Consider the following 26,563-nt stretch of genomic DNA (forward strand, 5'->3'; position numbering starts at 1 on the left):
GGGGGTGCTATGCCGGGCGGGTGCCTCGGTGGAGGGCGACGACGCCGCCGCTCGCGTTGCGGTACTGGACCGGCTTCCAGCCGGCGTCGAGCATCAGGCGGGCCAGTGCCACCTGGTCGGGCCAGGAGCGGATCGACTCCGCGAGGTAGTCGTAGGAGCCGCGGTCCCGCGTGACCGCTCCCGCGACCACCGGCAGGGCGCGCATCAGGTACTCCTGGTAGAGCACGCGGAACGGCATCCAGGTGGGTGTGGAGAACTCGCAGATCACCACGCGCCCGCCGGGCCGGGTCACCCGGAACATCTCGCGCAGCGCCGCCGCGGTGTCCACCACGTTCCGCAATCCGAAGCTGATCGTCACCGCGTCGAACGCCTCGTCCGCGAACGGCAGGCGGGTCGCGTCACCGGCGACGAAGGGCAGGTCCGGCCGGCGTTCCTTGCCCACCCGCAGCATGCCGAGGCTGAAGTCCGAGGGCACCACCAGCGCGCCGTCGGCGTCGAACGGCTCGCTCGACGTCCCGGTCCCGGCGGCGAGGTCCAGCACCTTGTGCCCGGGCCCGGCGCCGACCGCCTCGCGCACGAGCTTCCGCCAGCGACGGTCCTGCCCCAGGGAGATCAGGTCGTTGGTGAGGTCGTAGCGCTTGGCGATCCCGTCGAACATCGACGCGACCTCAGCGGGCTGCTTCTCCAGACTGGCACGAGACATGGCCCCATCGTCCCACGCCACCAGGCGCGCCCCGGGCCGTCGGGGCCGGCCCGCTCCGCCCGGCCCGCTCCGCCCGGCCCGCTTCGACCGCGCCGCCGTGCCGGACCGCACCGGAACGGGCCGTCGGGGCCGGAGACGGACGACGACGTCGTGCCCGGCGCTCAGCCCTCGCCCAGGGCGTACCGCATGGGCTCCAGCTTGGCTTCCGACTCGGCCAGCTCCGCGACCGGGTCCGACGCCGCGACGATCCCGCAGCCCGCGAAGAGGCGCACGTGGCGGGGGTTCCGGTCGGAGATCTCGGCCGAACGCAGCGCGATGCCCCACTCGCCGTCGCCGTCGGCCCCCACCCAGCCGACCGGGCCCGCGTACCGCGCGCGGTCCATGCCCTCGATCTCCCGGATCAGGGACCGCGCGGCCACGGTGGGCGTACCGCACACCGCGGCACTCGGGTGCAGGGCCGCGGCCAGCGAGAGGGACGACGGCGGCCGTGGCGCACCCGGCTCGGACGCGCTGCCCGCGCCGGGGCCCCACGGCTCGTGGCCGCCACGCGATCCGCCCGACAGGTCGAGGACCGCGGTCACGTCCGTGGCCAGGTGCATGACGTTCGGCAGGTGCAGCACGAACGGCGTCTCCGGCACGTCCATCGCCGAGCAGAACGGCGCCAGCGCGGCGGCCACCGACCGCGCCGCGTACTGGTGCTCCTCCAGGTCCTTGGACGAGCCCGCGAGACGCGCGGCGGTCAGCCGGTCCGCTTCCTCGGCGTCGCGGGACTCCTGCTCCGGGCCTTCGACACGGGGGATCGTGCCCGCCAGGACGCGGGACGTCACGTGCCCTCGCTCACTGCGCACGAGCAGTTCCGGCGTCGCTCCGACCAGCCCGTCCACGCTGAACGTCCAGCACGCCTCGTACGCCCGGGCCAGACGCCGCAGGAGGTGGCGCGGGTCGACGGGATTCTCGGCGGTCGCGGCGACATCGCGCGCCAGCACGACCTTGTCGAGCTCCCGGGTCCTGATCCGGGAGACCCCCTCCGCGACGACGGCCTTCCAGTCCTCCGGGGAGACCGACCCCTCGGTGTAGTCCACGCGGCCGGGTGCGGCGACGGGGGTGCGCGGGTACGCGTCGGGCAGCACCTCGGGCGCGGGTGCGGCGCGGTCCCCCACCAGTTCGATCGTCGTCGTCCAGCACACACCGTCGCGGCGGCCCACCACGACACGAGGCACGAGCAGTGCCCCGCTCGCACGCGTGGGGTCCTCGGTCTCGTCGCCGGGCACGACGTCGTCGAACGCGAACGACCCGAACGCGATCGGACCGGTGCCCGGCAGGCGGACGTCGTCGTGCACCGACGCACCGACGAGGACCTGGTGCCAGGCGTGCTCGGCGTCGGCGAACCGGCCGGGTCCGAACGTCTCGAAGCGCAGGGCCTCGCCCCAGCCGACGACGCCGTCGCCGTGCCTCACCCACGCCAGCGGGCGGGCGTCGGGCAGGATGTCGACGAGTGCCGTGAGGTCGTCCGGCAGGTCGTCGGCGCGAGAGGTGCGCACCACGAGGCGTGGCGGCGCGAGCGGGGGTGCGGTGACGGTCATCGTTCCCAGAATAGGTCGGTTCGGCGTGACTCCCGGCCGCCTGCAACGGACATCACACCGGCCGTCGCCGAAGCCGCCCGCGCCGGGCCCCGTCGTGGGCGACCGCGGGCACGGCCGGCGGCCGCCACGCCACGGGGGGCACGGCTGCCGCCGGCGGAACCGGGTCCCGACGGGCGCGAGGGTTACGGGTCGCCCGCCTCCGGGCCCTCGCCGATCGGGTGCAGCGGGTCGCCCCAGACCTGCTCCCGGAAGCCCGACCAGACCTGCACGTCGGAGGTGGCACCCAGGAAGTCGAGCTGCGCGCCCGACAGCGCCAGCAGCCACGCGACGACCGACTCCGGCGGCTCGTCCGCGATCTCGTCGAAGTCGGGGCAGCCGAGGTTGATCCCGGAGATGTACATCGTCGCGTTGCCGTCCATGGAGACGTAGCCCGCGCTCGTGTCCGTCCCCGCCTCGACGGGCTCGCCGTGGGCGCCGGTGTCGTAGGCGTACGTCTTGAGCCAGAAGCCCGGCACCTTGACGTGGTCCGCGACGATGCGCAGCGCGTCACGCCGTTCCACCTCGTGGGTCACGGGAACCGAGACGAGCGCGATCGACCTGATCCCGCTGATCTCGAGGTCGCGCGTGCGCAGGTCGCCCGGCAGCGAGAACGTGTTCCGGTTGTCCTCGCCCGCCGAGATCATCGGGAGGGTGACGTTCCGCTTCTCCCCGTCGCAGACGTAGCCGACCGAGAGCCCTCGCTCGGACTCGTCCGTCGAGAAGATCTCGGCGGCGGCCTCGTCCGAGCTTCCGGACGGCTCGTCCTCCGCGGAGCCGCCGGAGCCCGTGCCTTCCGGGTCCTCGCCCGAGCCGCCGGTGACGCCGTCGACGGCGTCACCGACACCGTCCGTCACGTCGTCCACCACGTCGCCGACCGGGTCGTCGGTCCCGGAGGAACTCGGCGAGGACGACGCCGAGGGAGACTCGGACGGGTCCGCGTCGCCGTCCTCCTCGTCGCACGTGATGATCGGGATCCAGTCGACGGGATCCCAGCAGTCGTCCTCGGCCGTACGGAGGGCTGTCGGCTGCACACCACCCAGCACGAGCGCACCGGCCAGGACGACCGCCGCCGACCTGGCGGGCAGAGTGCTCCCGCCGCTCTCACCGGCCGGGAAGGTGCCCGGCGTGCGCGGGTCGTCGTCACCCGCCGGGCTGCCGGACGTGGGGTGGGCGGACGCCGGACCGCCCGACGCCGGGCTGCCGGACCGTCGCTCCTCGGACGCTCCGGAGGAACCGCCGTCGGACACCTCGAACACACCGCTGCCCGCGCCCGCCGAGGAGCCGGCCGGCGATGCCGCGGCCGAAGGGCCTTCCCCGGCCGCGGCCTCCGACGGCGCCCACGAGACGACGACGACACCGCCGACCGCGCCGAGGAGGAAGCCGACGATCCAGCCGCCCAGGTTGACGCCGGACAGCGTGTAGACCGAGATGGCGAGGATGAGCACGCCGTAGAAGATCCGGTGGACGGGCTGCGCCATGGACAGTACGCCCAGGAGGATCAGTGCGAGGGGGAGGATGGTCGCCTGGAAGCCCTCGATGCCCACGGCGAGCTGCATGTTCGGCACGCCCTGCGCACCGAGCAGATCGGCGAGCGCGCCCACGTCGATCGGGCCGGAGAGCAGAAGCTCCAGGCCGGCCAGGATCACGAGCACGCATCCGACGAACGGGCGCTTCCTGCGCCACGGGCCGAACGCCCGCCGTGCGGCGGCCAGCCGGTCCCGCAGCGCGGGGCCGCCGGCGCCGGCCCGACCATCCTTCCGGTTCAGAAGCACTCCTCGCCGTTCGTGAGCTGGAGCTTCAGGTCCGTCAGCTTGAACACGGCGGCCTGGGTGCTCCACGAGACCTGCTGCAGCCCGTCGATGTCGATCGCGTCGGAGTCCATGGCGAAGTCACCCTTGTGGCCCTTGTCGGCCGTGTTGACCTGGGAGGCGTCCACGCCGATGCGGATGTTCGTGAACGTCGCGGTGCCGGACAGGTCGGTCATGCCGATCTGCAGGTCGGTCGCCTCGGCGGGCTTCTCGCCCGTGCCGGCCGTGATCTTGAGGCCCACCTTGCCGAGCTTCGTGTCCTGCACCACCGTCTGGCACAGGTTGTGGAGCTTCGCGTCCTTGATGTTCGCGATGGCAGCCGGGTGCGGCGTCCCCTCGGCGTCGACCGCCTGACCCGCGTACTGCGAGAAACCCGTGCCGTCGAGCCGGTCGGCCGCGATCTTGAACGGGGTGCCCGCGATCGCGAACGAGACCGGGACCGCGCCCTGGGCCACGCCGCCGAGGAGCAGGCCGGCGACCGCGGCGACCGGGACGGTGGCGAGCGCCACGCGCCCCTTGCGCGACTTCGTCAGGTTGCTGAGCTTCATGTGATTCCCCTTTGGACACAGAGAGAGGCGACTCCTTCGTCGTCGAGCGTGACCGTAGCCGACTACTGACTACCAGTCAATTGTCTCGGTGTGGTCGCCGCCCGCACGGCGCGCGGTGCCGCGGCTCAGGGGCGCGGACCTCGGACGATTCACCCAGGCATCGCACAGGTCGGTCGATATGCTCGCAACATGGCAACCAGCCGAAGAACTCGACTCCGCCCGGAGGAACGCCGGGACCAGCTCGTGGCCCTCGGCGTGGCCACCCTGGCCAACCGACCGCTCTCCGAGGTCACCGTGGAGGAGATCGCCGCGGAGGCCGAGGTCTCGACAGGCCTCGTCTACTACTACTTCGGATCGAAGAACGGGCTGCACCACGAGATCGTGCTGCGTGCCCGCGACTCGATGCTGCACGCGAGCGAGCCCCGCGCCGAGCTGCCGCCGCTGGACCGCCTGCACGACACGCTCGAACGGCTCGTCACCTACGTGCGCGAGCACGGGCCGACCTTCTACTCGCTGGTGCGGGGCGCGGCGAGCGGGGACGAGGAGGTGCGGGAACTCATCGAGAGCGCGCGGCGCGAGCAGACCGAACGCGTCGTCGCGGCGGTCACGGAGATGGGCGTCCAGGACACGCCGATGCTCCGCATGGCCCTGCGGTCGTGGGTGGCGCTCGCGGAGCAGGCACTGGTCGACGGCGGGCTCAACACCGACATCCCGGCCGCCGACCTGATCGCGTACCTGGAGAGCAGCATGTTCGGCGTGGTGAGCGCCACGGGCGCACAGCTGGAGGCGGGGCCGTTGACGGCCTCGACCTGAGCACGCCCGCCGCCAGGCGCCCCGGCCACCGCCGGGTGCACCGTCCGGCCCGGGCAGCCGCCCGCCGTCAGAGCACCTTGGCCATCAGCAGGCAGGGGTTCTCGACCCACATGTCCGGGAATTCCTCGACCGGCAGGAAACCGACCGCCTCGTAGAAGGCCCGGGTACGGTCGAAACCCGGGTCCGGACGGGAGGGGCCGAACGTCTTGACCGTGAGGAGGCGAACGCCCCGGGCGCGCATGTCATCCTCGGCGCGACGCAGGAGGGCCCGCCCTATTCCGGTCCGGTGGTACTTGCGCCGCACCGCCAGGAGGTGGACCTCGGCGGTGCTGTCGTAGCGCGGGTCGAGGAGCAGGATTCCCGTCACGTCGTCGACGGGGATCCGGGAGCCGTCGACGGGGTCGCTCGCGAGCGCGTCCGCGGCGGCGATGTCCGCCCGGGCGAGACCCCCGCCGGAACTCACGGCGAGATAGTTGGGAAACTTCCGGGCAGCATCCTCGTATTCGTCCGTGAACTTCTCGAGACCGAACCATTCGGGAAGTTCGCCGAGAATGTCATGGGCCGCATCTGACCGGCCGCGCGTCCGCACAACGTCATAGGTCCCGATCACGGGCTTCAAGGTAGTACTCAATGGGGCTTTTCACTATGCACGATAGTGGTAATTCCCTAAAGACACCTTTGCCCCTTTGCGGCCCATTGACCGTCTTCCGCGGCATCCTGAAGGGCGGACACACTCCGCGAAGGGCCCGGGCCGAAGCCCCGGGGCCCGGCCGCAGCGGTAGCGCGGACGAGGGCCACCGGCCGGTACCGGTGGCCCTCGTCAGGGAACTCAGTTCCCGAACAGCTCACGCAGCCAGTCCGGGATGTTGCCCGGGTCCGTCGGGTCGGAGCCGCTCGAGCCGGAACCGTCCGAGCCCTCCTGGCCGGGCAGGCCGCCCTGCCCGGGCACGTTCTGGTCCTGCTCGGCGAGACCTTCGTCGTCCCGCACCGCGAGACCGGTGGTGACCTCCTGGGTCTCACCGTCGCGCACCACGGTCAGGGTGACCTCGTCGCCCGCCGCGTACTCGCGCACGAACGCGGTCAGGGACTCGGAACCGTCGACCGGGTCCTCGCCGATCGCGACGATCACGTCACCGACCTCGAGTCCCGCCTCCTCGGCCGGCGACCCCGCCACCACCTGTTCGACCCGGGCGCCGAGTCGCGTCACGCCGTCGGCGGTCGCCGTGCCGTCCGAGAGCGACACGCCCAGGAAGGCGTGCTCGGCCGAACCGTTCTCGATCAGCTGCTCGCTGACGCTCGACGCCAGGTTCGACGGGATCGCGAAGCCGAGCCCGATCGACCCGGACTGCTGGGTGGCGCTCGACAGCGTCAGGATGGACGAGTTGATGCCGATGACCTCACCCGACGCGTTGAACAGCGGTCCGCCCGAGTTCCCCGGGTTGACTGCGGCGTCCGTCTGCACCGCGTTCGTGACCACGACGTCGCCGCCGCTCTCCGACGAGGCCGACACCGGCCGGTCGAGCGCCGAGACGATGCCCGTGGTCGCGGTGTTCGCGAGGCCCAGCGGGTTGCCGACGGCCATCACCGCGTCACCCACGGAGACCGCCTCCGAGTCGCCGAGCGTCGCGGCCTCCAGGTCCTCCGGCGCGTCCGTGAGCTGCACGACGGCGAGGTCCGTCGTCGGGTCCGTGCCGACCACCTCGGCCTCGAAGAGCCGGCCGTCGGCCAGCGTCACCTGCACCTGCCGGGCGCCCGAGACCACGTGGTTGTTGGTGAGGACGTGACCGTCGGCGTCGATGACCACGCCGGAGCCCTCGCCCTCGCCCTGCTGCGTGGCCACCTGGATCGAGACGACGGAGTCCGAGACCGCCGCCGTGACGGCCTGCCAGTCGGGCGCGTCGCCGTTCGACGACACGGGTACCGCCTGCTGGTCCGACCGCCCGACGTCGGCCAGCGAGACCGTCTGCGTGTCGTCGTCCAGGAGTGCGACCGCCCCCGCCGTACCCGCACTGGCGAGCAGTGCGGCCACGGCCGCGGCGCTCACCACCGGCACCCAGCGACGGTCCTTGCGGTTCGCCGGCGCGCCGGCCGGGACGGCGTAGGGATTGCCGAAGGCCGTGCCCGACGACGTCCCGGCGCCGGCCGCGTGCGTCTCCTGCGGTCCGGCCCCGGCCGGCACGGCGGATCGTCCGGCCACGGGCTCCACCGTGGCCGGCTGCTCCCGGACGGGGAACTGCTGCGTGTGGCCCGCCTCCGGCGGGTGCGCCGGAGACGTCCGGCCGTCCGGCGCCTGAGCGGCCGGCAGCTGCGTCGTCGGCGCGTCGGTGGTCGGGACCTGAGCCGCCCGAGCCTCCGCGGCGGGGGTCGAGGCGGGGGTCTCCGGGTGCTGCGGCGCACCGGCGCCGGCCGCGGCGGTCGCCTCCGGCTCCTGGCCCTGCGGGGTAATGGGGTTCTGCTCGGTGTTCACGATGCCCTCCTTCATCCGTGAACCACTACACACCGGCACGCTGACGCGACCCTTGACCGCGCCTGTGAGTTACCTGCGTGTGGCGGCTCGTGCCGCCGGCGCCCGTCACACGACGCCGCGGACCGCCTCGGCCACGCGGTGGGCCAGGTCGCGCGTCTCGGCGTGCCGTGCCGCGCGCGGCACCCGCACCTCGATGACCTGGACACCACGGCTCGGAGCCTGGAGCGCGTGCCGGAGGGTCGGGATGTCCTTCACGAGCTGGTGGTCCACCCCGTAACCGGCGCACAGCTGCGCCAGGTTCGCGCCGTGCGGCGTGCCGAAGACCCGCTCGAACCGGGCGGCGGCCGCCTCCGACGTCGCCGCCAGCTCGCCGTGCTCCAGGGTGGCGAAGATGGAGCCCCCGTCGTCGTTCACCACGACGATCTCCAGGTCGACGGCGGGCTCACCCGGCCCTCGCAACAGGCCACCGACATCGTGCAGGAACGCCAGGTCACCCATCAGCGCGCGGGTGCGCCGGCCGGCCCGTCCCGCGGCGAGCGCGACGCCCGTGGCGGTCGAGACCGTGCCGTCGATACCCGCGAGCCCGCGGTTGGCGACCACGGCGGGAAGGCCACCGATGTCGTCCATACCGAGCACCAGGTCGAGGTCCCGGATCGGGTTCGACGAGCCGACGACGAGCACGTCGTCGTCCCCCAGCACCGTGGCCACGGCTCGGGCGACGGAGAGCGCCGTCGGGCCGTCGGCGACGGCGTCGTCGCAGGTCGTCTCATCGACGACGGCTTCCGCGGCACGTCCGGCGGCCTGCCACCGCCCGAGCCAGTCGTGGTCCGCGTCATCCTGCGGTTCGTACCACTGCGGCGCGAGGCCCGGGACGACCTGGGCGGCGTTGCGCACCGCGTCCGGCCAGGGCAGCCCGCCGGGTGCGACGACCGTGACCGTGACGTCGGGACGGGCGAGCATCCGCTGGACCGGGCGGGAAAGGGTGGGACGGCCCAGGACGACGGCGTGCTGGATCTCCCCCGCGGGCCCGTCCTCGCCGAGCACGAGTCGGTAGGCGGGGATCGTGTTCGGCCCGCCGCACGCGCCCGACGACGGCTCGGCCAGCAGCGGCCACCCCTGCGCCTCGGCAAGCCGGCGGGCACCGGGGCCGGCTCCGTCACCCGCGACGACCACCGTGCGCCCCGGGTGTCCCGGCAACGCCGGTGACGCGTAGTGCCGCACCAGGCCGGGAACGACGACCGTCACCGGACGGTCCACCCCCGCCTCGGACGGGGAGACGCGCGCCACCCGGTCCTCGACCGGTTCCCCGGGCGTTTCCGGCACGGGGTGCAGGGGATCACGGAAGGACAGGTTCAGGTGGACGGGACCGGGCGCGCCGTCGCGCATGCCGAGGGCGGCGGAGGCGGCGCGCGCCGCCAGGGCGGCGAGGTCGCGCGCCTCGGTCGCGCGAGTTGCGAGGTCCGTGCCGGACGGCGCCGGGACGTCGGCCTCGTAGCGCACGGCTCCCGTGAAGATGCCGGGCTGACGGGTGGTCTGGGACGCGCCGGTGCCGCGCAGCTCGTGCGGGCGGTCGGCCGTGAGGAGGATCAGCGGCACCCCGGTGTGGTGCGCCTCGAGGACGGCGGGGTGCAGGTTGGCGACGGCGGTCCCGGAGGTGGTGATCACGGCGACGGGAACGCCGGTGAGAGGGAAGGGCGCGTCGGACGAGTTCGGCACGGTCAACGCGCCACCGCGCGAAAGCCCGAGCGCCAGGAACCCCGCCGTGCGCTCGTCGATCCGCACGTGCAGGATCAGGCGTCCTGCCTCGGCCGCTTCCACGGCCGCATAGGCGAGCGGCGCGGACCGCGACCCGGGCGCCAGCACCACATCGCGCACCCCGTGCGCGACCAGCTCGGAGATCAGGCCGCGCGCGGCGCGGACAGAGGCGGGATTCTCAGGCATACGGCCAGGCTAGCGGCGCGATCGTCCGCACGCCGCACGCCGCGGCCGAGTCTGCGGTGCGGTGCCCGTCGCCCGGGCCGCGCCTCAGGACTCAGGCCCGGACGGAACGCTCCGGTCCCGACGCGTCCAGGATCCCGGCGAGGCGCGCGTACCGGGAGCGCCACCCGTCCACGAGCCCGGCCGGAGCGGTGGCCAGGGCTGGTGCGGCAGGATCCGGCGCCGGCCGCCGGACCGGGAGGCGTCCGTCGCGGGGCAGCAGCGGGTCGGTGACGACGTCGTGCTCGAGAAGCTGTGCCGTCGCGAGGCCGCACGCGTACGGGAGTTCCGGCAGCGCCGCCGCGAGCGCCACGCCCGCGGCCAGCCCGACGGAGGACTCCAGCGCCGAGGAGACCACTACGGGAAGTCCCACCTGTTCGGCGAGGTCGAGGCAGGCGCGCACCCCTCCGAGCGGCTGGACCTTGAGCACGACGATGTCGGCGGCTTCCCGCCGGACGACCCGCAGGGGGTCGTCGGCGCGGCGGATCGACTCGTCGGCCGCGACGGGGACGTGCTGGGCGCGGCGCACGGCGGCGAGGTCCTCGACGGACGCGCACGGCTGCTCGACGTACTCCAGTCCGCGGACGCTGCCGGACCGTCCGTCCCCGCCGGCCGTCCGGTCGAGCACGGGCAGCCTGTGCAACGCCTCGTCCAGGGTCCAGCCGCCGTTGGCGTCGACGCGGATCCGTGCGTCGTGGGTCGCGGCGGGGCCGTCGTCGGCTGCGGCGAACATCTCGTCGAGGGCCGACCGGACCGCCTCGACGCGGGCCTGCTCGGCGGCGAGTGGTTCGATGCCGCCGCCGGGGAGGCGCTGGGCGACCTTCACCTTGGCGGTCCGGCAGCCCCCGGAGGCGAGCACGATCGCGCGGGCCTGGTCCGGACCGACGGCCGGGACGGTCACGTTCACGGGGACGGCGTCGCGTACCGGTGCGGGCCAGCCGGTGTCGGCGGCCTCGCGGGCGGCTCGCAACCAGGTCGCGGACTCGGCGTCGTCGTAGTCCCAGAAGGGGGACAGCTCGCCCCAGCCGGCGTCGCCGCGGACGAGCATCCCGTCCCGCGTGTCGAGTCCTCGGAATCGCGTGCGCAGGGGCGTGGACCAGACCACGAGGCCGGCGGGTTCGGGCATGCGGCAAGGCTATAGCGGCCGGCCGCCGGCCGGCCGCGCGATGCCGCGCTCACGAACTACGCTGCCCTCGTGAGCAGCACCGACCGAGCCGAGTCCTCGCCCGCGCGACCGCGCCTCCCCCGTCGGGTCTCCGAGACCTTCGATCCGCAGCGGTGGCGGGAGGTCACGGGGTTCGAGGACCTCACCGACATGACGTACCACCGTGGGCACGACCACGTGACGGGACGTGACCTGCCCGTCGTGCGCGTCGCGTTCGACCGCCCCGAGGTCCGCAACGCCTTCCGCCCGCACACCGTGGACGAGCTGTACCGGGTGCTGGACCACGCCCGCATGACGCCCGACGTCGGCACCGTTCTGCTGACGGGCAACGGGCCCTCGCCCAAGGACGCCGGCTGGGCGTTCTGCAGCGGCGGTGACCAGCGCATCCGTGGCCGGTCGGGGTACCGGTACACGACCGCCCCCGACGGCGGCGGTGAGATCGCCACGGCCGACGCCGTGGACCCGGCGCGGGCGGGCCGGCTGCACATCCTGGAGGTGCAGCGCCTGATCCGGACGATGCCGAAGGTCGTGATCGCCGTCGTGGACGGCTGGGCGGCCGGGGGAGGCCACTCGCTGCACGTCGTCTGCGACCTGACGATCGCATGCCGGGATCACGGGAAGTTCAAGCAGACGGACGCGAACGTCGGCTCGTTCGACGGCGGCTACGGTTCGGCGTACCTGGCCCGTCAGGTGGGGCAGAAGCGGGCGCGGGAGATCTTCTTCCTCGCCCGGGAGTACTCCGCCGACGACGCCGAGCGCTGGGGCGCGGTCAACGAGGTCGCCGAGCACGCCGACGTGGAAGAACTGGCGATCGACTACGCCCGCACCGTCGCGACGAAGTCTCCGCAGGCGATCCGTATGCTCAAGTTCGCCTTCAACCTGCCGGACGACGGCATCAACGGTCAGCAGGTGTTCGCCGGGGAGGCGACCCGGCTCGCCTACATGACGGACGAGGCGGTCGAGGGCCGGGACGCCTTCCTGGAGCGCCGCGATCCGGACTGGAGCCGGTTCCCGTACTACTTCTGACCCCGGCTCCACCGCCGGGCTGCCCGCCGCGGGCTCGGCCCGGGCCGATCCCGCCGCACAGCCCTTCACCGTCGCCGTGGCACTGCTGAGCCGGCCATGGCGGCGGCCAGCGCCTCGGCCAGAGCGGAGCGGTCGGGTTTGCCCGGGCCGCGGAGCGGGACGGCGTCCGTGACGAAGACCCGGCGGGGAGCCGCCGCACGACCCAGTCGCCGTGTCACCAGCAGCCGCACCCGCTCGGTCAGCTCCGCGGAGGCGGGCGCCACCTCGATCGTGGATGCGGTCGGTCCGATGTCGAGCGGTCGGTCGGATGTCCGTGCGGTCGGTCGCCCGGGGGACCGACCGCTCGACTTCGGACCGACCGCTCGGCGTCCTGCCGGCGGGCGGGTCACGACAGCCGTGACGGACTGGCCCCATTCCGGGTCCGGGACACCCACCACGCAGACCTCTCCGAGCTCCGCGAGCGCCGCCTCCACCGCCGCCGGCGCGACGTTCACGCCACCGGTGACGACGACGTCGTCGGCGCGGCCCAGGACCGTGAGGCGACCGCCGGGGTCGAGGGTGCCGAGATCGGAGGTGCGGAACCAGCGGCTGCCGTCGGGGTCCGTGCGGAAGGCGGCCGCGGTGGCGTCCTCGTCCCCGAGATAGCCGGTGGCCAGGAAGGGCCCGGAGATCTCGATGACGCCGGGCGCCGAGCCTCGAGCCCGGTCCGAGGCGGTCGCCGGTGCACCGGGAGTGCCGGGCACGTCCCGCGCGAGGCGGACGTGGGCGCCGCTCAGGGGGACGCCGTCGTACACGCAGCCGCCGCAGGTCTCGGACATGCCGTACGTGGCGACGGCGCGGACGCCGGCGGCGCGCAGGCGTGTGCGGAGCGGGAGCGGGGTGGCGGCGCCGCCGAGGAGTACGGCGTCGAACCGGGCGAGCGTGTCGAGGCCGGCGGGGGCGCCGGCGTCGGCGGCCTCGACGAGCCGGTGGGCCTGGGTGGGCACGAGGGAGACGTAGGCGCGCGAGCCGCCGCCGTCGGCCAGGAACTTCCCGGCGTCGACGGCGAAGCCGTCGGCGGTGAACGGGCCTGCGGCTCCCCCGCCGGCTGCCGTGCCCGCGACGATCGAGCGTGAGACCACCTGGAGGCCCGCCACGTGCGTGGCGGGGAGGGCGAGGAACCACCGGCCGGGCCCGCCGAGACGCTCGTGCGTCGCGGCCGCGGAGGCGCGGAGCGCCCGGGCGGAGAGCGCCACCTCGCGTGGCGTCCCGGTCGAGCCGGAGGTACGGACGACGAGCGCGGTGCCCTCGGGCGGCGGCGCATCGGCCAGGAGCGGCTGCGGCGCATAGGGAGCACCGCCGTTCAGGGCCTCGCGGACCGCCGCGACCGCGACCTCCAGTTCGTCTCGCACCCGGTCAGCCTACGAGGCCGCGCGCGGGGCCTGCCGGGCCTCACCGGTCCGGCCTCTGCGCGGCACGGCCTCGTCGCGACACGAGCTCGGCGCGGCACGAGCCCGGCGCGGCGCGGCACGAGCTCGGCGCGGCACGGCACGGCCTCGACGGCGTAACCTGGGCGAACATGCTTCACCGCCGGCCGGGTGAAACCCGCTAGGGTGTGGCGCCAGTCCCCGAGGCGGCCGGGGACGAGCACCGAGCGCGGACCCGGAGGAGAGATGAGACGGACGCTGCGACAGCAGCGAGCGGCCGGGGTGGTCGCCGTGGTCATGACGGTGGCGATCACGATGAGCGCCTGCACCACGGCCTGGGGGCACGACCTGGCCTGGCCGTGGGACGAGCCGGAGCCGCTGCCCACACCCACCGCGACGATGGCGGCGGAGACGGTCGTCCGGAAGACCGATCCGCCGAAACCCGTTCCGAAGCCGGTGTACTGGCCGCTCACAGGGGTCGAGGGCAAGGAGGCGAAGATGCAGCGGCCGGCCGTCTCGGTCAAGATCGAGAACGCGCCGGAGGCACGGCCCACGCGCGGCCTGGAGCATGCGGACATCGTCTGGGAGGAGGTCGTCGAGGGCGGGATCACGCGCTTCGTCGCCACCTACCACTCGACCCTGCCGGATGCCGTGGAACCTGTGCGGTCGGTCCGGCCCATGGACGCGGCGATCGTCGCGCCGATGAAGGGCATCCTCGCGTACTCGGGCGGTCAGCTGCCGTTCATCGACAAGGTGAACCGGGTGTCCACGCAGTCCGTGATCATGGACGACGGGCACGCCGGTTTCTCCCGCGACCCGAGCCGCCCGGCACCGCACAACGTGATCGGCCGGCCGAAGGTGTTCCTGGCCCAGGAGCGGGAGGATCTGCGGCTGTTCTCCCCGCCACCGGCGCAGTTCGCCTACGCGCACGGGAAGGGCAAGGGTTCGGCGGTCGCGAAGGGACGCAAGGCGGGAACGCTCAAGGTGCGCCTGTCGAACCGGCAGACGAGCTACTGGTACTGGGACGGCGGGAGCCGCACCTACAAACGCAGCGAGGGCGGCGCCCCCTCCATGTCGATGTCGGGGGTGCGGCACGGTGCCCGCAACGTCGTCGCGATCGAGGTCGACGTGGTCATGACCCCGTACACGGATCCGAGCGGCGCCCACGTGCCGGAGACGAAGCTCGTCGGCTCGGGCGAGGGGTTCCTCGCGTCCGGGGGCAAGGTGGTGAAGGTGCGCTGGACGAAGGGCCGCGTCGGCGCGCCGATCCGGCTCGAGCTCGAGAACGGTGAGCCGGCGAAGCTGGTCCCCGGGAACACCTGGGTGGAGCTGGTCCCGCGGACGTCGGGCTCCTGGGCCGTTCCCTGAACGGACGGCCGACAGCTCCCGACCGAGGTCCGGGAGCGGGTCAGAGCGCCAGGCCGAGCCCCAGCAGAACGCCGTAGCCGAGCTCGAACAGGCCCGTCCCCGCGAGGACCGGGATGAGCAGCCTGCCGCGCGCACCGGCGACGACCGGCAGGGTGAGCAGCGCCGCCGGGCCGATGAGCAGCACCACCAGCAACGACCACGGGGACCAGAAGGCGCACGCCATGCCGAGCAGCACCGGGATCCACAGCAGTCCCAGGTAGGCGCGCCGAGCGCGGTAGTCCCCGATCCGTACCGCCAGGGTCTTCTTCCCGGCGAGCACGTCGCCCGGAATGTCTCGCAGGTTGTTCACCATGAGCAGGGCGCACGCGATCAGCCCCACGCCGACGGCGCCCAGCAGCGCGGGCCACGTCACGACGTCGGCCTGCGTGTACGTGGTGCCGAGCACCGCCACCAGGCCGAAGAACACGAAGACCGCGACCTCGCCGAACCCCGCGTACCCGTACGGCCGGCGTCCGCCCGTGTAGAACCAGCCGGCGAGCAGACACAGGACGCCGACGGCGAGCAGCCACCAGTGACCGCTCACCGCGCACAGGGCCACGCCGAGGACGCCCGCCACGCCGAACGCGCCGAACGCGGCGTACTTCACGGCTCGCGGGGTCGCGGCACCGGACGCCGTGAGCCGCATCGGCCCCACCCGGTCGACGTCCGTGCCCCGGACGCCGTCCGAGTAGTCGTTGGCGTAGTTCACCCCGACCTGCAACGCGAGGGCGACGCCCAGCGCGAGCAGGGCCGGGAGCCACGCGGACGAGTCCACCTGGGCCGCGGCGCCCGTGCCGACCATGACGGGCGCGGCAGCCGCGGGCAGCGTGCGGGGACGCGCCCCGGAGATCCACTCGGCGGCTGTCGCCATGCGTGCGCTCCTTCGTGTCTGTCTGACGAGGTCAACGAGCCCGCGCGGCGGGCAGTTCCGGAGCACCGCGGGCAGTTCCGGGGCGCCGCACGGCGACCGCACGCCCCGGCGGTCCGGGCCGCGGGGTCCAGCGGCTCAGCGCACGCCGCTCACTCGGTCGCACGGTCGACGACGGCGTCCTCATGGGCGGCGTCCGCATCCGCCGCCGCGCCCGCCGTCAGGCCGCGCCGCGCGCGCCGGTCCGCCAGCCATGTGGCGGCGGCGTCCCGGGGGCCTCTCAGCAGGACGTACGACAGGGCCGGCGCCGCGACGGCGGCGATCCCGACGAGCAGCCAGCTGCGCAGACCGGCGAGGTACAGCAGGCCGAGCGCACCGGCGAACAGGGCCAGGCGCAGCACGGTGTAGGTCACGAGGGGCACCACACCATGGTAGGTCTCCCGCCCGCCCCCGGGGACCGCGGCCCCGGACCGTACGTGGCGGGTTCACTCCGGGCGGACACACCGGAGGAGACTCGCGGCCCCGGAAGCGATTAGCCTCAGCGACGTGCGTCCCCTTCTGCTCGGAGTCCTCTACGTCGCCCTCGTCGTGTACACCCTGGTCGATGTCGCCCAGTCCGACGACGAGGAACGCCATGGCATCCCCAAGGCCCTGTGGGTCGGAGCGATCATCCTGCTGCCCCTGATCGGCTCGATCGCCTGGATCGTCCTGGCCTTCCTGGCACGCCGCCGCAAGGGGCGCCGGGCGGCGGCACCCTGGGAACGCGTGAGCGGCGACACAGCGGCACCGCCGCCCGCCGACGAGGTCCCCGCGGGCCCGGAGGACGACCCGGAGTACATGTGGCTCCTGGAGCAGGCCCGGCGCCGGAGGGAACGTGAGGAGCGTCGCCGTGCCGAGGAGCGGCACGACGACTCCGACGACGGGTCGCGCCCGGACCGCCCGCAGGACTCCTCCGACTGACATCCCCTCGGACCGGCGCCCGGCGCCGGACCGGCCCGGGTTCCCGCGGCGCTCCCGGAACCGGGGCATACGCTGGACGCATGTTGATCCGCGTAGGCCTCCCGATCCTCGCCGTGGGACTCCTCGTCTATGCGCTCGTGGACGTGCTCGGCGCACCGCCGCACGAGCGGGCGGGCCTCCCCCGGTGGGCCTGGGTGCTCATCGTGCTCGTCCCGGTGCTCGGCCCGGTGGCATGGATCTACGTCCGCACGGTCGTGCGCCACACGGGCCGTCTCGACCGCTGAGCCGGGCCCCGGCCGCGGGAACCGCTCACGGGCCCCGCGGCCGCCGGGCGCGTCCCGGCCCGCCGAGGGGCCCGGCAGGCCGTCAGCTCAGCCCTGAGTACGAGTGCAGCCCGTTGAAGATCAGGTTCACCCCGGTGAAGTTGAACAGGACGCACGCGTACCCCGCAACCACGAACCAGGCCGCCCGCCTGCCGGACCATCCGCGAGTCGTCCGGGCGTGCAGGTACGCGGCGTAGACCACCCACACCACGAACGACCAGACCTCCTTGGGATCCCAGCCCCAGTAGCGTCCCCACGCGTCCTCGGCCCAGATCGCTCCGCCGATGATGGTGAAGGTCCACAGGACGAACGCGACGGCGTTCAGCCGGAACGAGAGGGCTTCCATGGTTCCCGGCGACGGCGTGTGGTCCAGCCAGCCCCACCGGCCGAGCCACGGCGTGCCCTCGTCGCGGCTGTCCCGCAGGAGCTGCAGCACCGACGTCACGAACGCCACCGTCAAGATGCCGGTCGCGATGATCGCCACGCCGACGTGGATCACGAGCCAGTAGTTCTGCAGCGCCGGCTGCACGCCGGTCGCGGCCACGAAGAACGCGTTCTGCCCGAGCACGAGGAACACGGCACCCAGCCCGGTGACGAACGCCCCGAGGAACCGCGCCTCACGGACGAGGCAGACACCCACGAACACGGCCACGGCCACGAAGGTGCCCACGAGCGTGAACTCGTACATGTTGGCCCACGGGGTGCGCCCGGACGCGATGCCGCGCAGCACGATCGCGACCAGCAGCATGGCGGCGGCCAGCCAGGACAGGGACATCCCGATCCCGGCGCCCTTCCGGGACACGGCATCGCCTTCCGGCCCGTCGCCCGGCCCGCGGCCCGCCGTCGCGCCCGGCGCCGGTGCACCCCGGACCCGTCCCGCTCCGGCCCCGACCATCGCGCTCTCACGCGCGGTGTCGCGCTCCGCCACACGAGCGCCCGACAGGCGCGCCAGATCCGCCGCGAACGCGACCATCGCGATCGCGAGCGCCGTGGCGGCCGCCCACACGAGCAGCACGCTCAGGTTCGCCATCTCCATGTCTCAGTCCTTCGTCGTCTCGTCCCGGGCAGCGGATCCGGTGTCCGGCCCTGCCTCTCGCCCTGCTCCCCCGGCGTCGTCCGCCGGACCCGCCCTCGGTGGCTCGTCGGCCGCGTCGCTCACCGGGAGCACCGACAAGGCCCTGTCCACCTCGCCCTGGAGGCCGGTGTCGTCCCCGCGCGCCAGCCCCGCGGCCTCCACCACAGTAGTCCCGTCGTCGGACACGACGGCCCGCACCCACACCCGGCGCCGCGGCGTGAACAGGCTCAGCGCCAGTCCGCCGAGCGCGAGCAGGGCGAACGTCAGCACGAAGGCCAGCGACGGGTCGTGGCGCAGATCGAGCGCGACGTAGCGCGGCACGTCCTCGCCGAGCCGGACCGTACCGAGCCCGTCGGGCAGCTCCACGCTCTCGCCGGGGCGCACCAGGAGCTTGAGCCGGTCCCCGTTCTCGTCGACCGACGGCGTGAGCGACGCGGTGTCGAGCTGGTACACGTTTCGCGGCACGCCGTCGTCCAGCCCGAGGTCGCCCCGGTACACCTCGAGCACGAGCAGCGGGTCGAGCGGCTGGGGGAAGGTGGAGCGGGCGTTGCCGTCGTCGTCCACGACGGCCGTGGGCAGGAAGTACCCGATCAGACCGATCTGGTCACCGCCGGACACGTCGGGAACCTTCACGACGCCGCGCGAGGTGTACATCTGGTCCTCGGGCAGGAAGGGCACCCGCTGGGAGAAGGCGACCTCGCCGTCGGCGTCGGTCACGGTGATCTCGGGGGCGAAGCCGTTGCCCTGCAGGTAGATCTTGGCGCCGTCCGTGACGAGCGGATGGTTCACCTTGATCTGCTCGGCCCGCCGGGTGCCATCGGGCTCGGTGACCGTCACATGCGCCGTGAAGTCCCTGGCCTGCGCGAACGCCACGGTCTCGCTCGCGAACTCGGAGTCGAACGCGTCGAGCGTCATGGAGAACGGCACGAGTGACGAGGCCTGGAACCACGAGCCCTTGTCGAAGGTGTCGTAGTCGACGACGGCGTTCGCGAACCCGCGCCCCTCGGTGACGATCGCCTGCCCGCGGTAGTGCAACATCTGTCCCATCGCCACGGAGACGAGCAGGCCCAGGAGCGCGAGGTGGAAGAGCAGGTTGCCGGTCTCGCGCAGGTAGCCGCGTTCGGCGCTGACGGTGCGTGCGGCGGGCCGGCCCCCGCGTGCGGGCTCGCCGCGCCGGTCGACACGGAAGGTGGGCAGGAGGCGCGGCCCGCGCAGCTTCGTCGCGACGCGGTCGACGACGTCGCCGGGCGCGAGATCGGTGGTCACGCTCGCCTGGGCCGGGAAGCGCGCGAACCGCGAGGGAACGCGGGGCGGCCGGGCCCGCAGGGCCCGCCAGTGCGCCCCCGTCCGGGGCACGATGCAGCCCACCAGGGACACGAACAGGAGCAGGTAGACGGCAGAGAACCACACCGACGTGTACACGTCGAAGAAGCCGAACCGGTCGAGCCACTCGCCCAGGGTGGGGTTGTCGCCCAGGTACTCGGCCACCGCGCCGGCGTCCTGGTCCCGCTGCGGCAGGATCGACCCGGGCACGGCCGCGACCGCGAGCAGCATGAGCAGCATGAGGGCCACGCGCATCGACGTGAGCTGACGCCACGTCCACCGCAGCATCCCGGGCACGCCGATCCCGGGCAGGGCCGGCTCGCGTCCGCGCTCGCCGTCACCCGCCGTGCCCGACGGCGGGACGGTCGCCCCGGCGTCCTCGGCGAACTCGTCGTCGATGCCGTGGGGGACGTAACGGCCGGGTCGCGGCCGGGCCCGCGCCGTGAGGTCGGCACCCGGCTTCTGGTCGTCCGTCATCAGAGGATGGTCCACGTTCCGTTGATCCAGGACTGGAGGGAGGACGTGAGGACGCCCCACAGACCGGTCACCAGGGCCAGCCCGATCACCACGAGCAGGGCGCCGCCCGCGCGCATCACCGCGAGTCGGTGGCGCCGCAGGAAGCCCATCATCCGGTCCGACGCCGTCGCACCGAGCGCGACCAGCAGGAAGGGGACGCCGAGCCCCACGCAGTAGGCCACGCCGAGCAGTGCCCCGCGCCACACCGACGCCTCGTCGAGCGCGAGCGTCTGGACGGCGGCGAGCGTCGGCCCCATGCACGGCGTCCAGCCCAGCCCGAAGACGAAGCCCAGCACCGGTGCGCCCCAGAGCCCGGTGCGCGGTGCCACGTGCAGCCTCGCCTCGCGCTGCAGCCACGGCACGAGGCCCATGAACGACAGGCCCATCACGATCACCACCACACCGAGCACGCGGAACAGCACGTCCTCCCAGCGCACCAGGTAGACGCCCACGGCACCGGCGGCCGCCATCAGGGTGACGAACACCGCCGTGAACCCGCCGACGAACAGGGCGACCCCGGCCAGCACCCGGCCCCGCCCCGTCACGACCCGCTGCTCCGTGGCCGCGCCGCCCGCGATCGCCGTCGTCCCCGAACCGCCCGCGCCCCGCGCGGCCGCCGTCCCGGAAGCTCCCGCCGCGGCGGCCGACATGCCGCTCACGTAGCCCACGTAGCCCGGCACGAGGGGGAGGACGCACGGGGAGGCGAACGACACCAGCCCGGCGAGCACGGCCACGGGCACGGCGAGCAGCAGCGATCCGCTGAACGCGAGCGATCCGGCGTCCATCAGGCCTCCTCGCCGAGGGCTTCGTCGATCAGGGCCTCCAGGGTCGGGCGTTCGACCTCGCCGATGACGCGGGCGGCCACCATGCCCTCGCCGTCGAGAACCACCGTGGTGGGCACCGCCTGCAGCGGCACGACGCCGGACAGGTCCGCCACGACGCGGCCGTCACGGTCCTCGAGACTCGGGTACGGGGTGTCGAAGGTGCGCTCGAACGCCTGCGCGGTCGCGGCGTCGTCCTCGGTGTTGATGCCCAGGAAGCGGACGCCGTCATCCGCGTACTCGTTCGCGAGGTCGGTGAGGTCGGGCGCCTCGGCCCGGCACGGCGGGCAGCCCGCGTACCAGGTGTTGAGGACGACGACGTCGCCGGCCCAGTCGCTCGTGGCGAGCGTCTCACCCGTGAAGTCGGTCCCGGAGATCCGCACGGGGCCCCGGCGGTCGCCGGCGTCCCAGCTCTGCACCGAGCCGTCACCGGAGACGTAGCCCTGGCCGGCGACGTCGCCCGCGCCCGAGTCGGCCGCGGTACACGCGGCGAGTGTTCCCGCGCAGGTGGCGGCCACCGCGAGGGCGACGAGTCGCGCCGCCCTGCCACGGCCCCGGGGAGTCCGCGCGGTCCGGAGCCGACGACGGTCGGCGGGGCCGGCTCCCGGGGAAGTCTGCGCGCACCCCGCGGGTGCGGCCGGGGCGGAGAGCTCGTCCGCGGGGCGGACGGCGTCGGTCACGGGGTTCATGCGCCGGGCAGCTGCTGGACGCCGTCGTACAGGTCGGCCACCGGCTCGCTGTAGTGCAGGCTGGTGAACCGGTCGCCCTCGAACCGCAGGGAGGTGAGGGAGGCGAGGTTGCACTGGCGGTGCCGGGGGTTGTGCCAGAGACGACGGCCCTCCAGCGAGCAGCGGGTGAGCCAGACGGGGAGCTGGTGGCTGACCAGCACGGCCTCGTGCCCCTCGGCGGCCTGCCGGGCGGTCTCGATGGCGCCGTGCATCCGCCGCACCTGCTCCGTGTACGGCTCGCCCCAGGACGGCAGGAACGGGTTCCACAGGTGCCGCCAGTGTGCCGGCCGCCGGAGCGCACCGTCACCGACGCCGAACCGCTTGCCCTCGAAGTGGTTCTGCGCCTCGATCAGCCGATCGTCCGTGCCCAGTTCCAGGCCGAACGCCTCGGCGATCGGCGCGGCCGTCTCCTGTGCCCGCTGCATCGGCGAGGCGATCACCACGGTGACGTCGTGGCCCCGGCCGGACAGGTGCTTGGCGACGCGTGCGGCCATCTCCTGGCCGCGGTCCGAGAGACGGTAGCCGGGCAGGCGGCCGTACAGCACGCCCTCGGGATTGTGGACCTCGCCGTGACGGAGCAGGTGGACGGTGGTGGAGACCATGACCCTCAGTGTCCCATCGGATCCTGGGTGGTTCGCCACCCGGCGGTCGTGGTGTGAGCCACTGTCCGGTGATTTTCCCGGACTCGCCGGAAGCCCGGAATTTCGCGCCGCCCCGCCGCGCCGGCCGTAGCGTCCGAAGCGTCGATATCCCGCATTCATCGCCGTCACGGGAACCTTTCGGGTTCCCGGCGCATCCCTTCAGGAGGACACCATGAATGCCTCGTCGAGAACGTCGTCGTCGCCCGAGGCGACCCCGCCGATCGTCGCCCGGTCACCCGGCATGGTGGCCCGCCTCGCCGCCGAGTTCCTGGGGACGTTCATCCTCGTCTTCGGCGGTGTGGGGACGGCCCTGTTCGCCGCGAACTTCCCGGACCCGGAGAGCAACACCCTCGGCGTCGGGTTCCTCGGCGTCGCGCTCGCGTTCGGCCTCACCGTGGTGGTGGGCGCCTACTCGATGGGGCCGATCTCGGGCGGGCACTTCAATCCCGCCGTGACGCTCGGCGTCGCCGCCGCGGGCCGGTTCGCGTGGCGGGACACCGGCGGGTACATCGTCGCCCAACTGGTGGGCGGGCTCGTCGCCGCCAGCGCCTTGGCCGCGATCCTCGCGGGCGGCGACGGAGCCCTCGCGGCCGCCCGCGACGGCGGGTTCGCCTCGAACGGGTACGGCGAGCTGTCGCCCGGCGGGTACGGCATCGGCTCGGCGATCCTCGTCGAGACGATTCTCACGGCGGTCTTCCTGTTCGTCATCATCGGCGCCACGGCGAAGATCGCCGCCCCCGCCATGGCCGGACTGGCGATCGGTCTCACCCTCACCCTGATCCACCTCATCTCGATCCCGGTGACGAACACCTCCGTGAACCCGGCGCGCTCGCTCGCGTCGGCGGTCTACGGCGGTGGCGAGTGGCTGGGACAGGTCTGGCTGTTCCTCGTGTTCCCGGTTCTCGGCGCGCTCGTGGCCGGGTTCGCGTACAAGGGGCTGTTCGGCGCCACCGCCGCCGAGGGCTGAGGCTCCGGGCCCGCGCAGGCACGAGTGGCCGGGGATCACGGGGTCCCCGGCCACTCGTGCGTCCCGAGGCGCGGTGTCCTGGCGTCGGGACCGCGGAGCGGCGACCCCGGGCCGGGCATCAGCAGTCGCGCGCGGCCCCGGTCAGTTCGCTGCGGGCGGCCACGCCGATCTTGCCCATGATCCGGCCGAGAGCCTCGAGCTCGTCCGGCTCGAGGACGTCGACCAGCAGTCGCCGTACCGCTCGCACATGACCGGGCGCGGCCGCCACCAGGGCGGCGTGACCCAGGTCGGTCATGCGGCAGTTCACACCGCGCCGATCCCCGTCGGCCGGGCACCGGCTCACCAGGCCGCGGCCCTCCATGCGCGTCACGGTGTGCGTGAGTCGGCTCCGGGAGAGCACGAGACCGTCCGCGAGCGCCGACATGCGCTGGGTGCGGTCGGGTTGCTCCGAGAGCTGCACCAGCAAGGTGTACTCCCCCAGGCTCAGGTCGAGCTCGGCGTCGTGCGCGGCGCCGAGAGCCTCGAAGAACCTGGCGTTCCCCACGAGGAACGAGCGCCACGCGGTCTGCTGACCGTCGTCGAGCCAGTGCACACCGTTCGTCTCGCCCATACCGTCGTCGACCTCCTCGGATGCTGTCCCCCGCCTCATCACCGAGCGAATCACGCCCGGCCCTGGGAATACTTTACGGAGCGGAGTATGTTGGCCCCGTGTGATAGTTGAGATATCAACTATCTTTCCGGGGCTCCGAGCCCCGTCGCCGCAAGCACGACAACCGAGGAGAACAACCATGGCCACCCCGCTTCCCGCCGGCATCACCGCGGGCACCTACGAGCTCGACACCGCCCACTCCACCGCCGCCTTCTCCGTGCGGCACGCGGGGATCGCGAAGGTCCGCGGCACCATCGACATCACGTCGGGCACCATCACGGTCGGCGAGGACGTGGAGTCGTCGAACGTGACCGCCGAGCTCGACGCGAAGTCGGTCTCCACCGGCGACTCCGGCCGGGACCAGCACCTGGTCAGCAACGACTTCTGGGGTGCGGACGAGAACCCCTCCTGGACGTTCCGGTCCAGCAACGTGTCGCTGGACGGCACCGACATCGTCGTGACCGGCGATCTCACGATCAACGGCATCACCAAGGCCGTCGAGCTGGCCGGCGAGTTCACCGGTACGGCGAAGGACCCGTTCGGCAACGAGCGGGTGGGTTTCGAGGCGAGCACGGAGATCAACCGCAAGGACTTCGACATCACCTGGAACGCCGCGCTGGAGACCGGCGGCGTGCTGGTCGGCGACAAGGTGAAGATCACCCTCGACGTCTCGGCGATCGCGAAGGGCTGATCCCGCCGCAGGCGGCCCGGCCGCGGACCGCCCGGCCGCGGGCGGCAGGTGGCCGGGCCCTGGTGGACGGCCCGAGCCGGGCCGCACCGCCGGCCGGAGGCCGCCGCCGGCCAGGGGCCGGGCCGCCCGTTCAGTCCTGGGCCCCGGCTGCCCGGGCCGCGGCGTGGAACGCCAGGATCTGGAGCTCCCCGCCGACGTCCACCGAGCGCACCACCACGTCGTCGGGCACCTGGAGCGCCGTCGGCGCGAAGTTCAGGATCTCCCGCACGCCGGCCGCGACCACCTGCTCGGCCACGCCCTGCGCCACACCACCGGGCGTCGCGAGCACCACCATGGAGACCCGGCGCTGCGTGATCACCTGGGTGAGGTCGGCGATGTCGTCCACCCTGATCCCCGCCACCTCGGTTCCCACGACGTCGGGCGAGGCGTCCAGCAGCGCCGCGACCTGGAAGCCGCGCTGGGTGTAACCGGAGTAGTTCGCGAGCGCGTGACCGAGATTACCGATACCGACGATCGCCAGCCGATGCTCGGACTCGAGCCCCAGGGCGGCCTTGATGTAGTCCGCGAGCGACTGCACGTCGTAGCCGACCCCGCGGGTACCGAACGAACCGAGGAACGACAGGTCCTTGCGCAGCTGCGCCGAGCCCACGCCCGAACGTTCCGCCAGTTCCGACGACGACGTCAGAGGAACGCCCTCGTCCGCCAGGTCCCGCAGGGCGCGCAAGTAGTAGGGCAGACGACCGACGGTCGCCGCCGGGACAGCGTTCTCGCTGAGTTCGGCCACGCAGCTCGCTCCTTCCCCGGGACGACGACGTCCGCCGGGTTCGCTCCTTTGCTCGTCAGATCATGCCAGGAGACGGGCCAGTCGTGCCGGATCGATGCGCCAGAATCCCTGCTGCACACCGTCCACCTCCACGACCGGCACGTACTCCCCGTACTTCGCGGTCAGAGCGTCGGCGTCCGGGCCCTCGGAGATGTCCACCTCGCGCCAGCCCGCGCCCGCGTCCGCCGTGACGGTCTCGACGACGCCGCGGGCCGTGTCGCACAGGTGGCAGGACGGCCGGGTGTACAGGACGACGCGGGGTTCGGAGGTGGTCACGAGCAGAGCCTACGACGGCGGTCGCGGGCCGCGGCGGCGCGGACTGCCCCGTGGGCCTCCCGGAGCCGCTCCTCACGTGCGACTCCGCACGCCCGGGCGCCGATAGAGTGAGGCGCATGTCGTCGACGCAACCCGTACCCGCCACCGCGGCCTTCTTCGACGTCGACAACACGATCATCCGCGGGGCAAGCGCGTTCCACCTGGCGCGCGCCGCCTACCAGCGCGGCTTCTTCCGGACTCGTGACCTGCTGCGGTTCGGCCTCATCCAGGCGCGCTACCTCCTGTTCGGCGAGAACCGGGAGCAGATCGACGAGGTCCGCAACCGGGCGCTCGAACTGATCGCGGGTCGCACGGTCGCCGAGGTGACGACGCTCGGCGAGGAGGTCTACGACACGGTCCTCTCGCTGCGGATCTTCCCGGGCACGCGCCGGCTCCTGGAGGAACACCTCGCTGCGGGACACCAGGTGTGGCTCATCACGGCCACGCCCGTCGAGATCGCCGAGCTCATCGCACGACGTCTCGGCGCGACCGGTGCGCTCGGTACCGTCACCGCGCACGAGGACGGCTTCTACACCGGCCGGCTGGTCGGCGACCTCATGCACGGAGCGGCCAAGGCCGAGGCCGTCCGCGAACTCGCGGAGGCCGAGGGCATCGATCTGAAGGCCAGCTACGCGTACGGGGACTCGCTCAACGATCTGCCGATGATGGACGCCGTCGGGCACCCCTGCCCGATCAACCCCGACATCCGGCTGCGCCGGCACGCCCAGGACGTGGGCTGGCCCATCCGGGAGTTCCGGGGCCGCCCGCGGCGGCTCGTCGGCCGTGGCGTCCGCACGGCGTCGTGGGCCGGCGCGGCCTGGGTGTTCGGCCTGGTGATCCGAGCGCTGCGCCGCCGTATCCGGGGCCGCACCTTCTGAACCCGGCGCGGCACCGTGAGCCAGGTCCCGAGCTCTGCGGCGC

General features: G+C 73.3%; 27 protein-coding genes. 8 read left to right on the forward strand and 19 right to left on the reverse strand.

Annotation, left to right across the window (positions count from 1 at the left end):
• Nucleotides 1–7: 7 nt before the first annotated feature.
• From J0911_RS07030 to J0911_RS07045, 4 genes are all read right to left on the reverse strand, one after another.
• Nucleotides 8–703, reverse strand: coding sequence for a demethylmenaquinone methyltransferase (locus tag J0911_RS07030; RefSeq protein WP_207274714.1), 696 nt, complete (start codon nucleotides 701–703; stop codon nucleotides 8–10).
• Between the two features lie 161 nt (nucleotides 704–864).
• Complete coding sequence (locus J0911_RS07035; protein WP_207274715.1) at nucleotides 865–2,286, reverse strand: isochorismate synthase; 1,422 nt, start codon at nucleotides 2,284–2,286, stop codon at nucleotides 865–867.
• Between the two features lie 182 nt (nucleotides 2,287–2,468).
• Nucleotides 2,469–4,097, reverse strand: a complete 1,629-nt coding sequence (locus tag J0911_RS07040; RefSeq protein ID WP_207274716.1) for a DUF6114 domain-containing protein — start codon at nucleotides 4,095–4,097, stop codon at nucleotides 2,469–2,471.
• Nucleotides 4,088–4,681, reverse strand: a complete 594-nt coding sequence (locus J0911_RS07045; RefSeq protein WP_207274717.1) for a DUF6230 family protein — start codon at nucleotides 4,679–4,681, stop codon at nucleotides 4,088–4,090. Before J0911_RS07045 ends, J0911_RS07040 begins: the two co-directional genes overlap by 10 nt.
• A gap of 189 nt (nucleotides 4,682–4,870) precedes the next feature.
• On the opposite strand from J0911_RS07045, the gene J0911_RS07050 reads away from it, so the two are divergent.
• Nucleotides 4,871–5,494, forward strand: coding sequence for a TetR/AcrR family transcriptional regulator (locus tag J0911_RS07050; protein ID WP_207274718.1), 624 nt, complete (start codon nucleotides 4,871–4,873; stop codon nucleotides 5,492–5,494).
• A 67-nt stretch (nucleotides 5,495–5,561) separates the two neighbouring features.
• On the opposite strand, the gene J0911_RS07055 is transcribed toward J0911_RS07050, so the two are convergent.
• From J0911_RS07055 to J0911_RS07070, 4 genes are all read right to left on the reverse strand, one after another.
• Entirely contained in the window at nucleotides 5,562–6,104 is a 543-nt protein-coding gene (locus tag J0911_RS07055) for a GNAT family N-acetyltransferase (protein ID WP_207274719.1), read from the reverse strand.
• Between the two features lie 219 nt (nucleotides 6,105–6,323).
• On the reverse strand, nucleotides 6,324–7,961 hold the full coding sequence (locus tag J0911_RS07060; RefSeq protein ID WP_307864955.1) for a S1C family serine protease: 1,638 nt from the start codon (nucleotides 7,959–7,961) through the stop codon (nucleotides 6,324–6,326).
• 105 nt (nucleotides 7,962–8,066) lie between these two features.
• Nucleotides 8,067–9,902, reverse strand: coding sequence for a 2-succinyl-5-enolpyruvyl-6-hydroxy-3-cyclohexene-1-carboxylic-acid synthase (menD, locus tag J0911_RS07065; protein WP_207274721.1), 1,836 nt, complete (start codon nucleotides 9,900–9,902; stop codon nucleotides 8,067–8,069).
• A 91-nt stretch (nucleotides 9,903–9,993) separates the two neighbouring features.
• Nucleotides 9,994–11,064: an o-succinylbenzoate synthase gene (locus J0911_RS07070; protein ID WP_207274722.1), complete on the reverse strand. Its 1,071-nt coding sequence runs from the start codon at nucleotides 11,062–11,064 to the stop codon at nucleotides 9,994–9,996.
• A 69-nt stretch (nucleotides 11,065–11,133) separates the two neighbouring features.
• Here J0911_RS07070 and J0911_RS07075 point away from each other — a divergent pair, with 69 nt between their 5' ends.
• Nucleotides 11,134–12,129, forward strand: a complete 996-nt coding sequence (locus J0911_RS07075; protein ID WP_207274723.1) for a 1,4-dihydroxy-2-naphthoyl-CoA synthase — start codon at nucleotides 11,134–11,136, stop codon at nucleotides 12,127–12,129.
• Nucleotides 12,130–12,194: 65 nt separating this feature from the next.
• On the opposite strand, the gene J0911_RS07080 is transcribed toward J0911_RS07075, so the two are convergent.
• Nucleotides 12,195–13,520 (reverse strand): AMP-binding protein, encoded by a 1,326-nt coding sequence (locus J0911_RS07080; protein WP_207274724.1) that lies wholly within the window; start codon nucleotides 13,518–13,520, stop codon nucleotides 12,195–12,197.
• Nucleotides 13,521–13,781: 261 nt separating this feature from the next.
• Between J0911_RS07080 and J0911_RS07085 the strand changes: the two genes are divergently transcribed.
• Nucleotides 13,782–14,903: a DUF3048 domain-containing protein gene (locus tag J0911_RS07085; RefSeq protein ID WP_207274725.1), complete on the forward strand. Its 1,122-nt coding sequence runs from the start codon at nucleotides 13,782–13,784 to the stop codon at nucleotides 14,901–14,903.
• 40 nt (nucleotides 14,904–14,943) lie between these two features.
• On the opposite strand, the gene J0911_RS07090 is transcribed toward J0911_RS07085, so the two are convergent.
• Nucleotides 14,944–15,813, reverse strand: coding sequence for a 1,4-dihydroxy-2-naphthoate polyprenyltransferase (locus tag J0911_RS07090; protein WP_207274726.1), 870 nt, complete (start codon nucleotides 15,811–15,813; stop codon nucleotides 14,944–14,946).
• Nucleotides 15,814–15,962: 149 nt separating this feature from the next.
• On the reverse strand, nucleotides 15,963–16,232 hold the full coding sequence (locus J0911_RS07095; RefSeq protein ID WP_207274727.1) for a DUF4229 domain-containing protein: 270 nt from the start codon (nucleotides 16,230–16,232) through the stop codon (nucleotides 15,963–15,965).
• Between the two features lie 124 nt (nucleotides 16,233–16,356).
• On the opposite strand from J0911_RS07095, the gene J0911_RS07100 reads away from it, so the two are divergent.
• Complete coding sequence (locus J0911_RS07100; RefSeq protein ID WP_207274728.1) at nucleotides 16,357–16,770, forward strand: PLD nuclease N-terminal domain-containing protein; 414 nt, start codon at nucleotides 16,357–16,359, stop codon at nucleotides 16,768–16,770.
• A gap of 80 nt (nucleotides 16,771–16,850) precedes the next feature.
• Nucleotides 16,851–17,054, forward strand: a complete 204-nt coding sequence (locus tag J0911_RS07105) for a PLDc N-terminal domain-containing protein (RefSeq protein ID WP_207274729.1) — start codon at nucleotides 16,851–16,853, stop codon at nucleotides 17,052–17,054.
• An 82-nt stretch (nucleotides 17,055–17,136) separates the two neighbouring features.
• Here J0911_RS07105 and ccsB read toward each other — a convergent pair whose 3' ends face one another.
• The 5 genes from ccsB to J0911_RS07130 are packed head-to-tail and all read right to left on the reverse strand — an operon-like array spanning nucleotide 17,137 to nucleotide 22,158.
• Entirely contained in the window at nucleotides 17,137–18,129 is a 993-nt protein-coding gene (gene ccsB / locus J0911_RS07110) for a c-type cytochrome biogenesis protein CcsB (protein ID WP_207274730.1), read from the reverse strand.
• Nucleotides 18,130–18,132: 3 nt separating this feature from the next.
• Entirely contained in the window at nucleotides 18,133–19,968 is a 1,836-nt protein-coding gene (gene resB, locus J0911_RS07115) for a cytochrome c biogenesis protein ResB (protein ID WP_207274731.1), read from the reverse strand.
• Nucleotides 19,968–20,792, reverse strand: a complete 825-nt coding sequence (locus tag J0911_RS07120) for a cytochrome c biogenesis CcdA family protein (protein ID WP_207274732.1) — start codon at nucleotides 20,790–20,792, stop codon at nucleotides 19,968–19,970. Before J0911_RS07120 ends, resB begins: the two co-directional genes overlap by 1 nt.
• Complete coding sequence (locus tag J0911_RS07125; protein ID WP_207274733.1) at nucleotides 20,792–21,517, reverse strand: TlpA family protein disulfide reductase; 726 nt, start codon at nucleotides 21,515–21,517, stop codon at nucleotides 20,792–20,794. The genes J0911_RS07120 and J0911_RS07125 overlap by 1 nt, the downstream gene beginning before the upstream one ends.
• A complete protein-coding gene (locus tag J0911_RS07130; RefSeq protein WP_207274734.1) occupies nucleotides 21,514–22,158 on the reverse strand; it encodes a histidine phosphatase family protein in 645 nt (214 codons plus the stop codon). The genes J0911_RS07125 and J0911_RS07130 overlap by 4 nt, the downstream gene beginning before the upstream one ends.
• A 211-nt stretch (nucleotides 22,159–22,369) precedes the next feature.
• On the opposite strand from J0911_RS07130, the gene aqpZ reads away from it, so the two are divergent.
• On the forward strand, nucleotides 22,370–23,164 hold the full coding sequence (gene aqpZ / locus J0911_RS07135; RefSeq protein WP_372434848.1) for an aquaporin Z: 795 nt from the start codon (nucleotides 22,370–22,372) through the stop codon (nucleotides 23,162–23,164).
• A 118-nt stretch (nucleotides 23,165–23,282) separates the two neighbouring features.
• Here the strand turns inward: aqpZ and J0911_RS07140 are convergent, their stop codons facing one another.
• Nucleotides 23,283–23,774, reverse strand: a complete 492-nt coding sequence (locus J0911_RS07140; RefSeq protein WP_207274735.1) for a MarR family winged helix-turn-helix transcriptional regulator — start codon at nucleotides 23,772–23,774, stop codon at nucleotides 23,283–23,285.
• Nucleotides 23,775–23,952: 178 nt separating this feature from the next.
• Between J0911_RS07140 and J0911_RS07145 the strand changes: the two genes are divergently transcribed.
• On the forward strand, nucleotides 23,953–24,504 hold the full coding sequence (locus tag J0911_RS07145; RefSeq protein ID WP_207274736.1) for a YceI family protein: 552 nt from the start codon (nucleotides 23,953–23,955) through the stop codon (nucleotides 24,502–24,504).
• Nucleotides 24,505–24,634: 130 nt separating this feature from the next.
• Here the strand turns inward: J0911_RS07145 and J0911_RS07150 are convergent, their stop codons facing one another.
• Together J0911_RS07150 and J0911_RS07155 are read right to left on the reverse strand one after the other, a co-directional pair.
• Complete coding sequence (locus J0911_RS07150; protein ID WP_207274737.1) at nucleotides 24,635–25,288, reverse strand: redox-sensing transcriptional repressor Rex; 654 nt, start codon at nucleotides 25,286–25,288, stop codon at nucleotides 24,635–24,637.
• Between the two features lie 60 nt (nucleotides 25,289–25,348).
• A complete protein-coding gene (locus J0911_RS07155; RefSeq protein WP_207274738.1) occupies nucleotides 25,349–25,603 on the reverse strand; it encodes a glutaredoxin family protein in 255 nt (84 codons plus the stop codon).
• Between the two features lie 116 nt (nucleotides 25,604–25,719).
• Here J0911_RS07155 and J0911_RS07160 point away from each other — a divergent pair, with 116 nt between their 5' ends.
• Nucleotides 25,720–26,520 carry an HAD family hydrolase gene (locus J0911_RS07160; protein WP_207274739.1) on the forward strand — a complete coding sequence of 267 codons (801 nt, stop codon included), beginning with the start codon at nucleotides 25,720–25,722 and terminating at the stop codon, nucleotides 26,518–26,520.
• The last annotated feature ends 43 nt before the right edge of the window (nucleotides 26,521–26,563 follow it).

The sequence above is a fragment of the Myceligenerans salitolerans genome (assembly GCF_017349295.1).
Lineage (GTDB): Bacteria > Actinomycetota > Actinomycetes > Actinomycetales > Cellulomonadaceae > Myceligenerans > Myceligenerans salitolerans.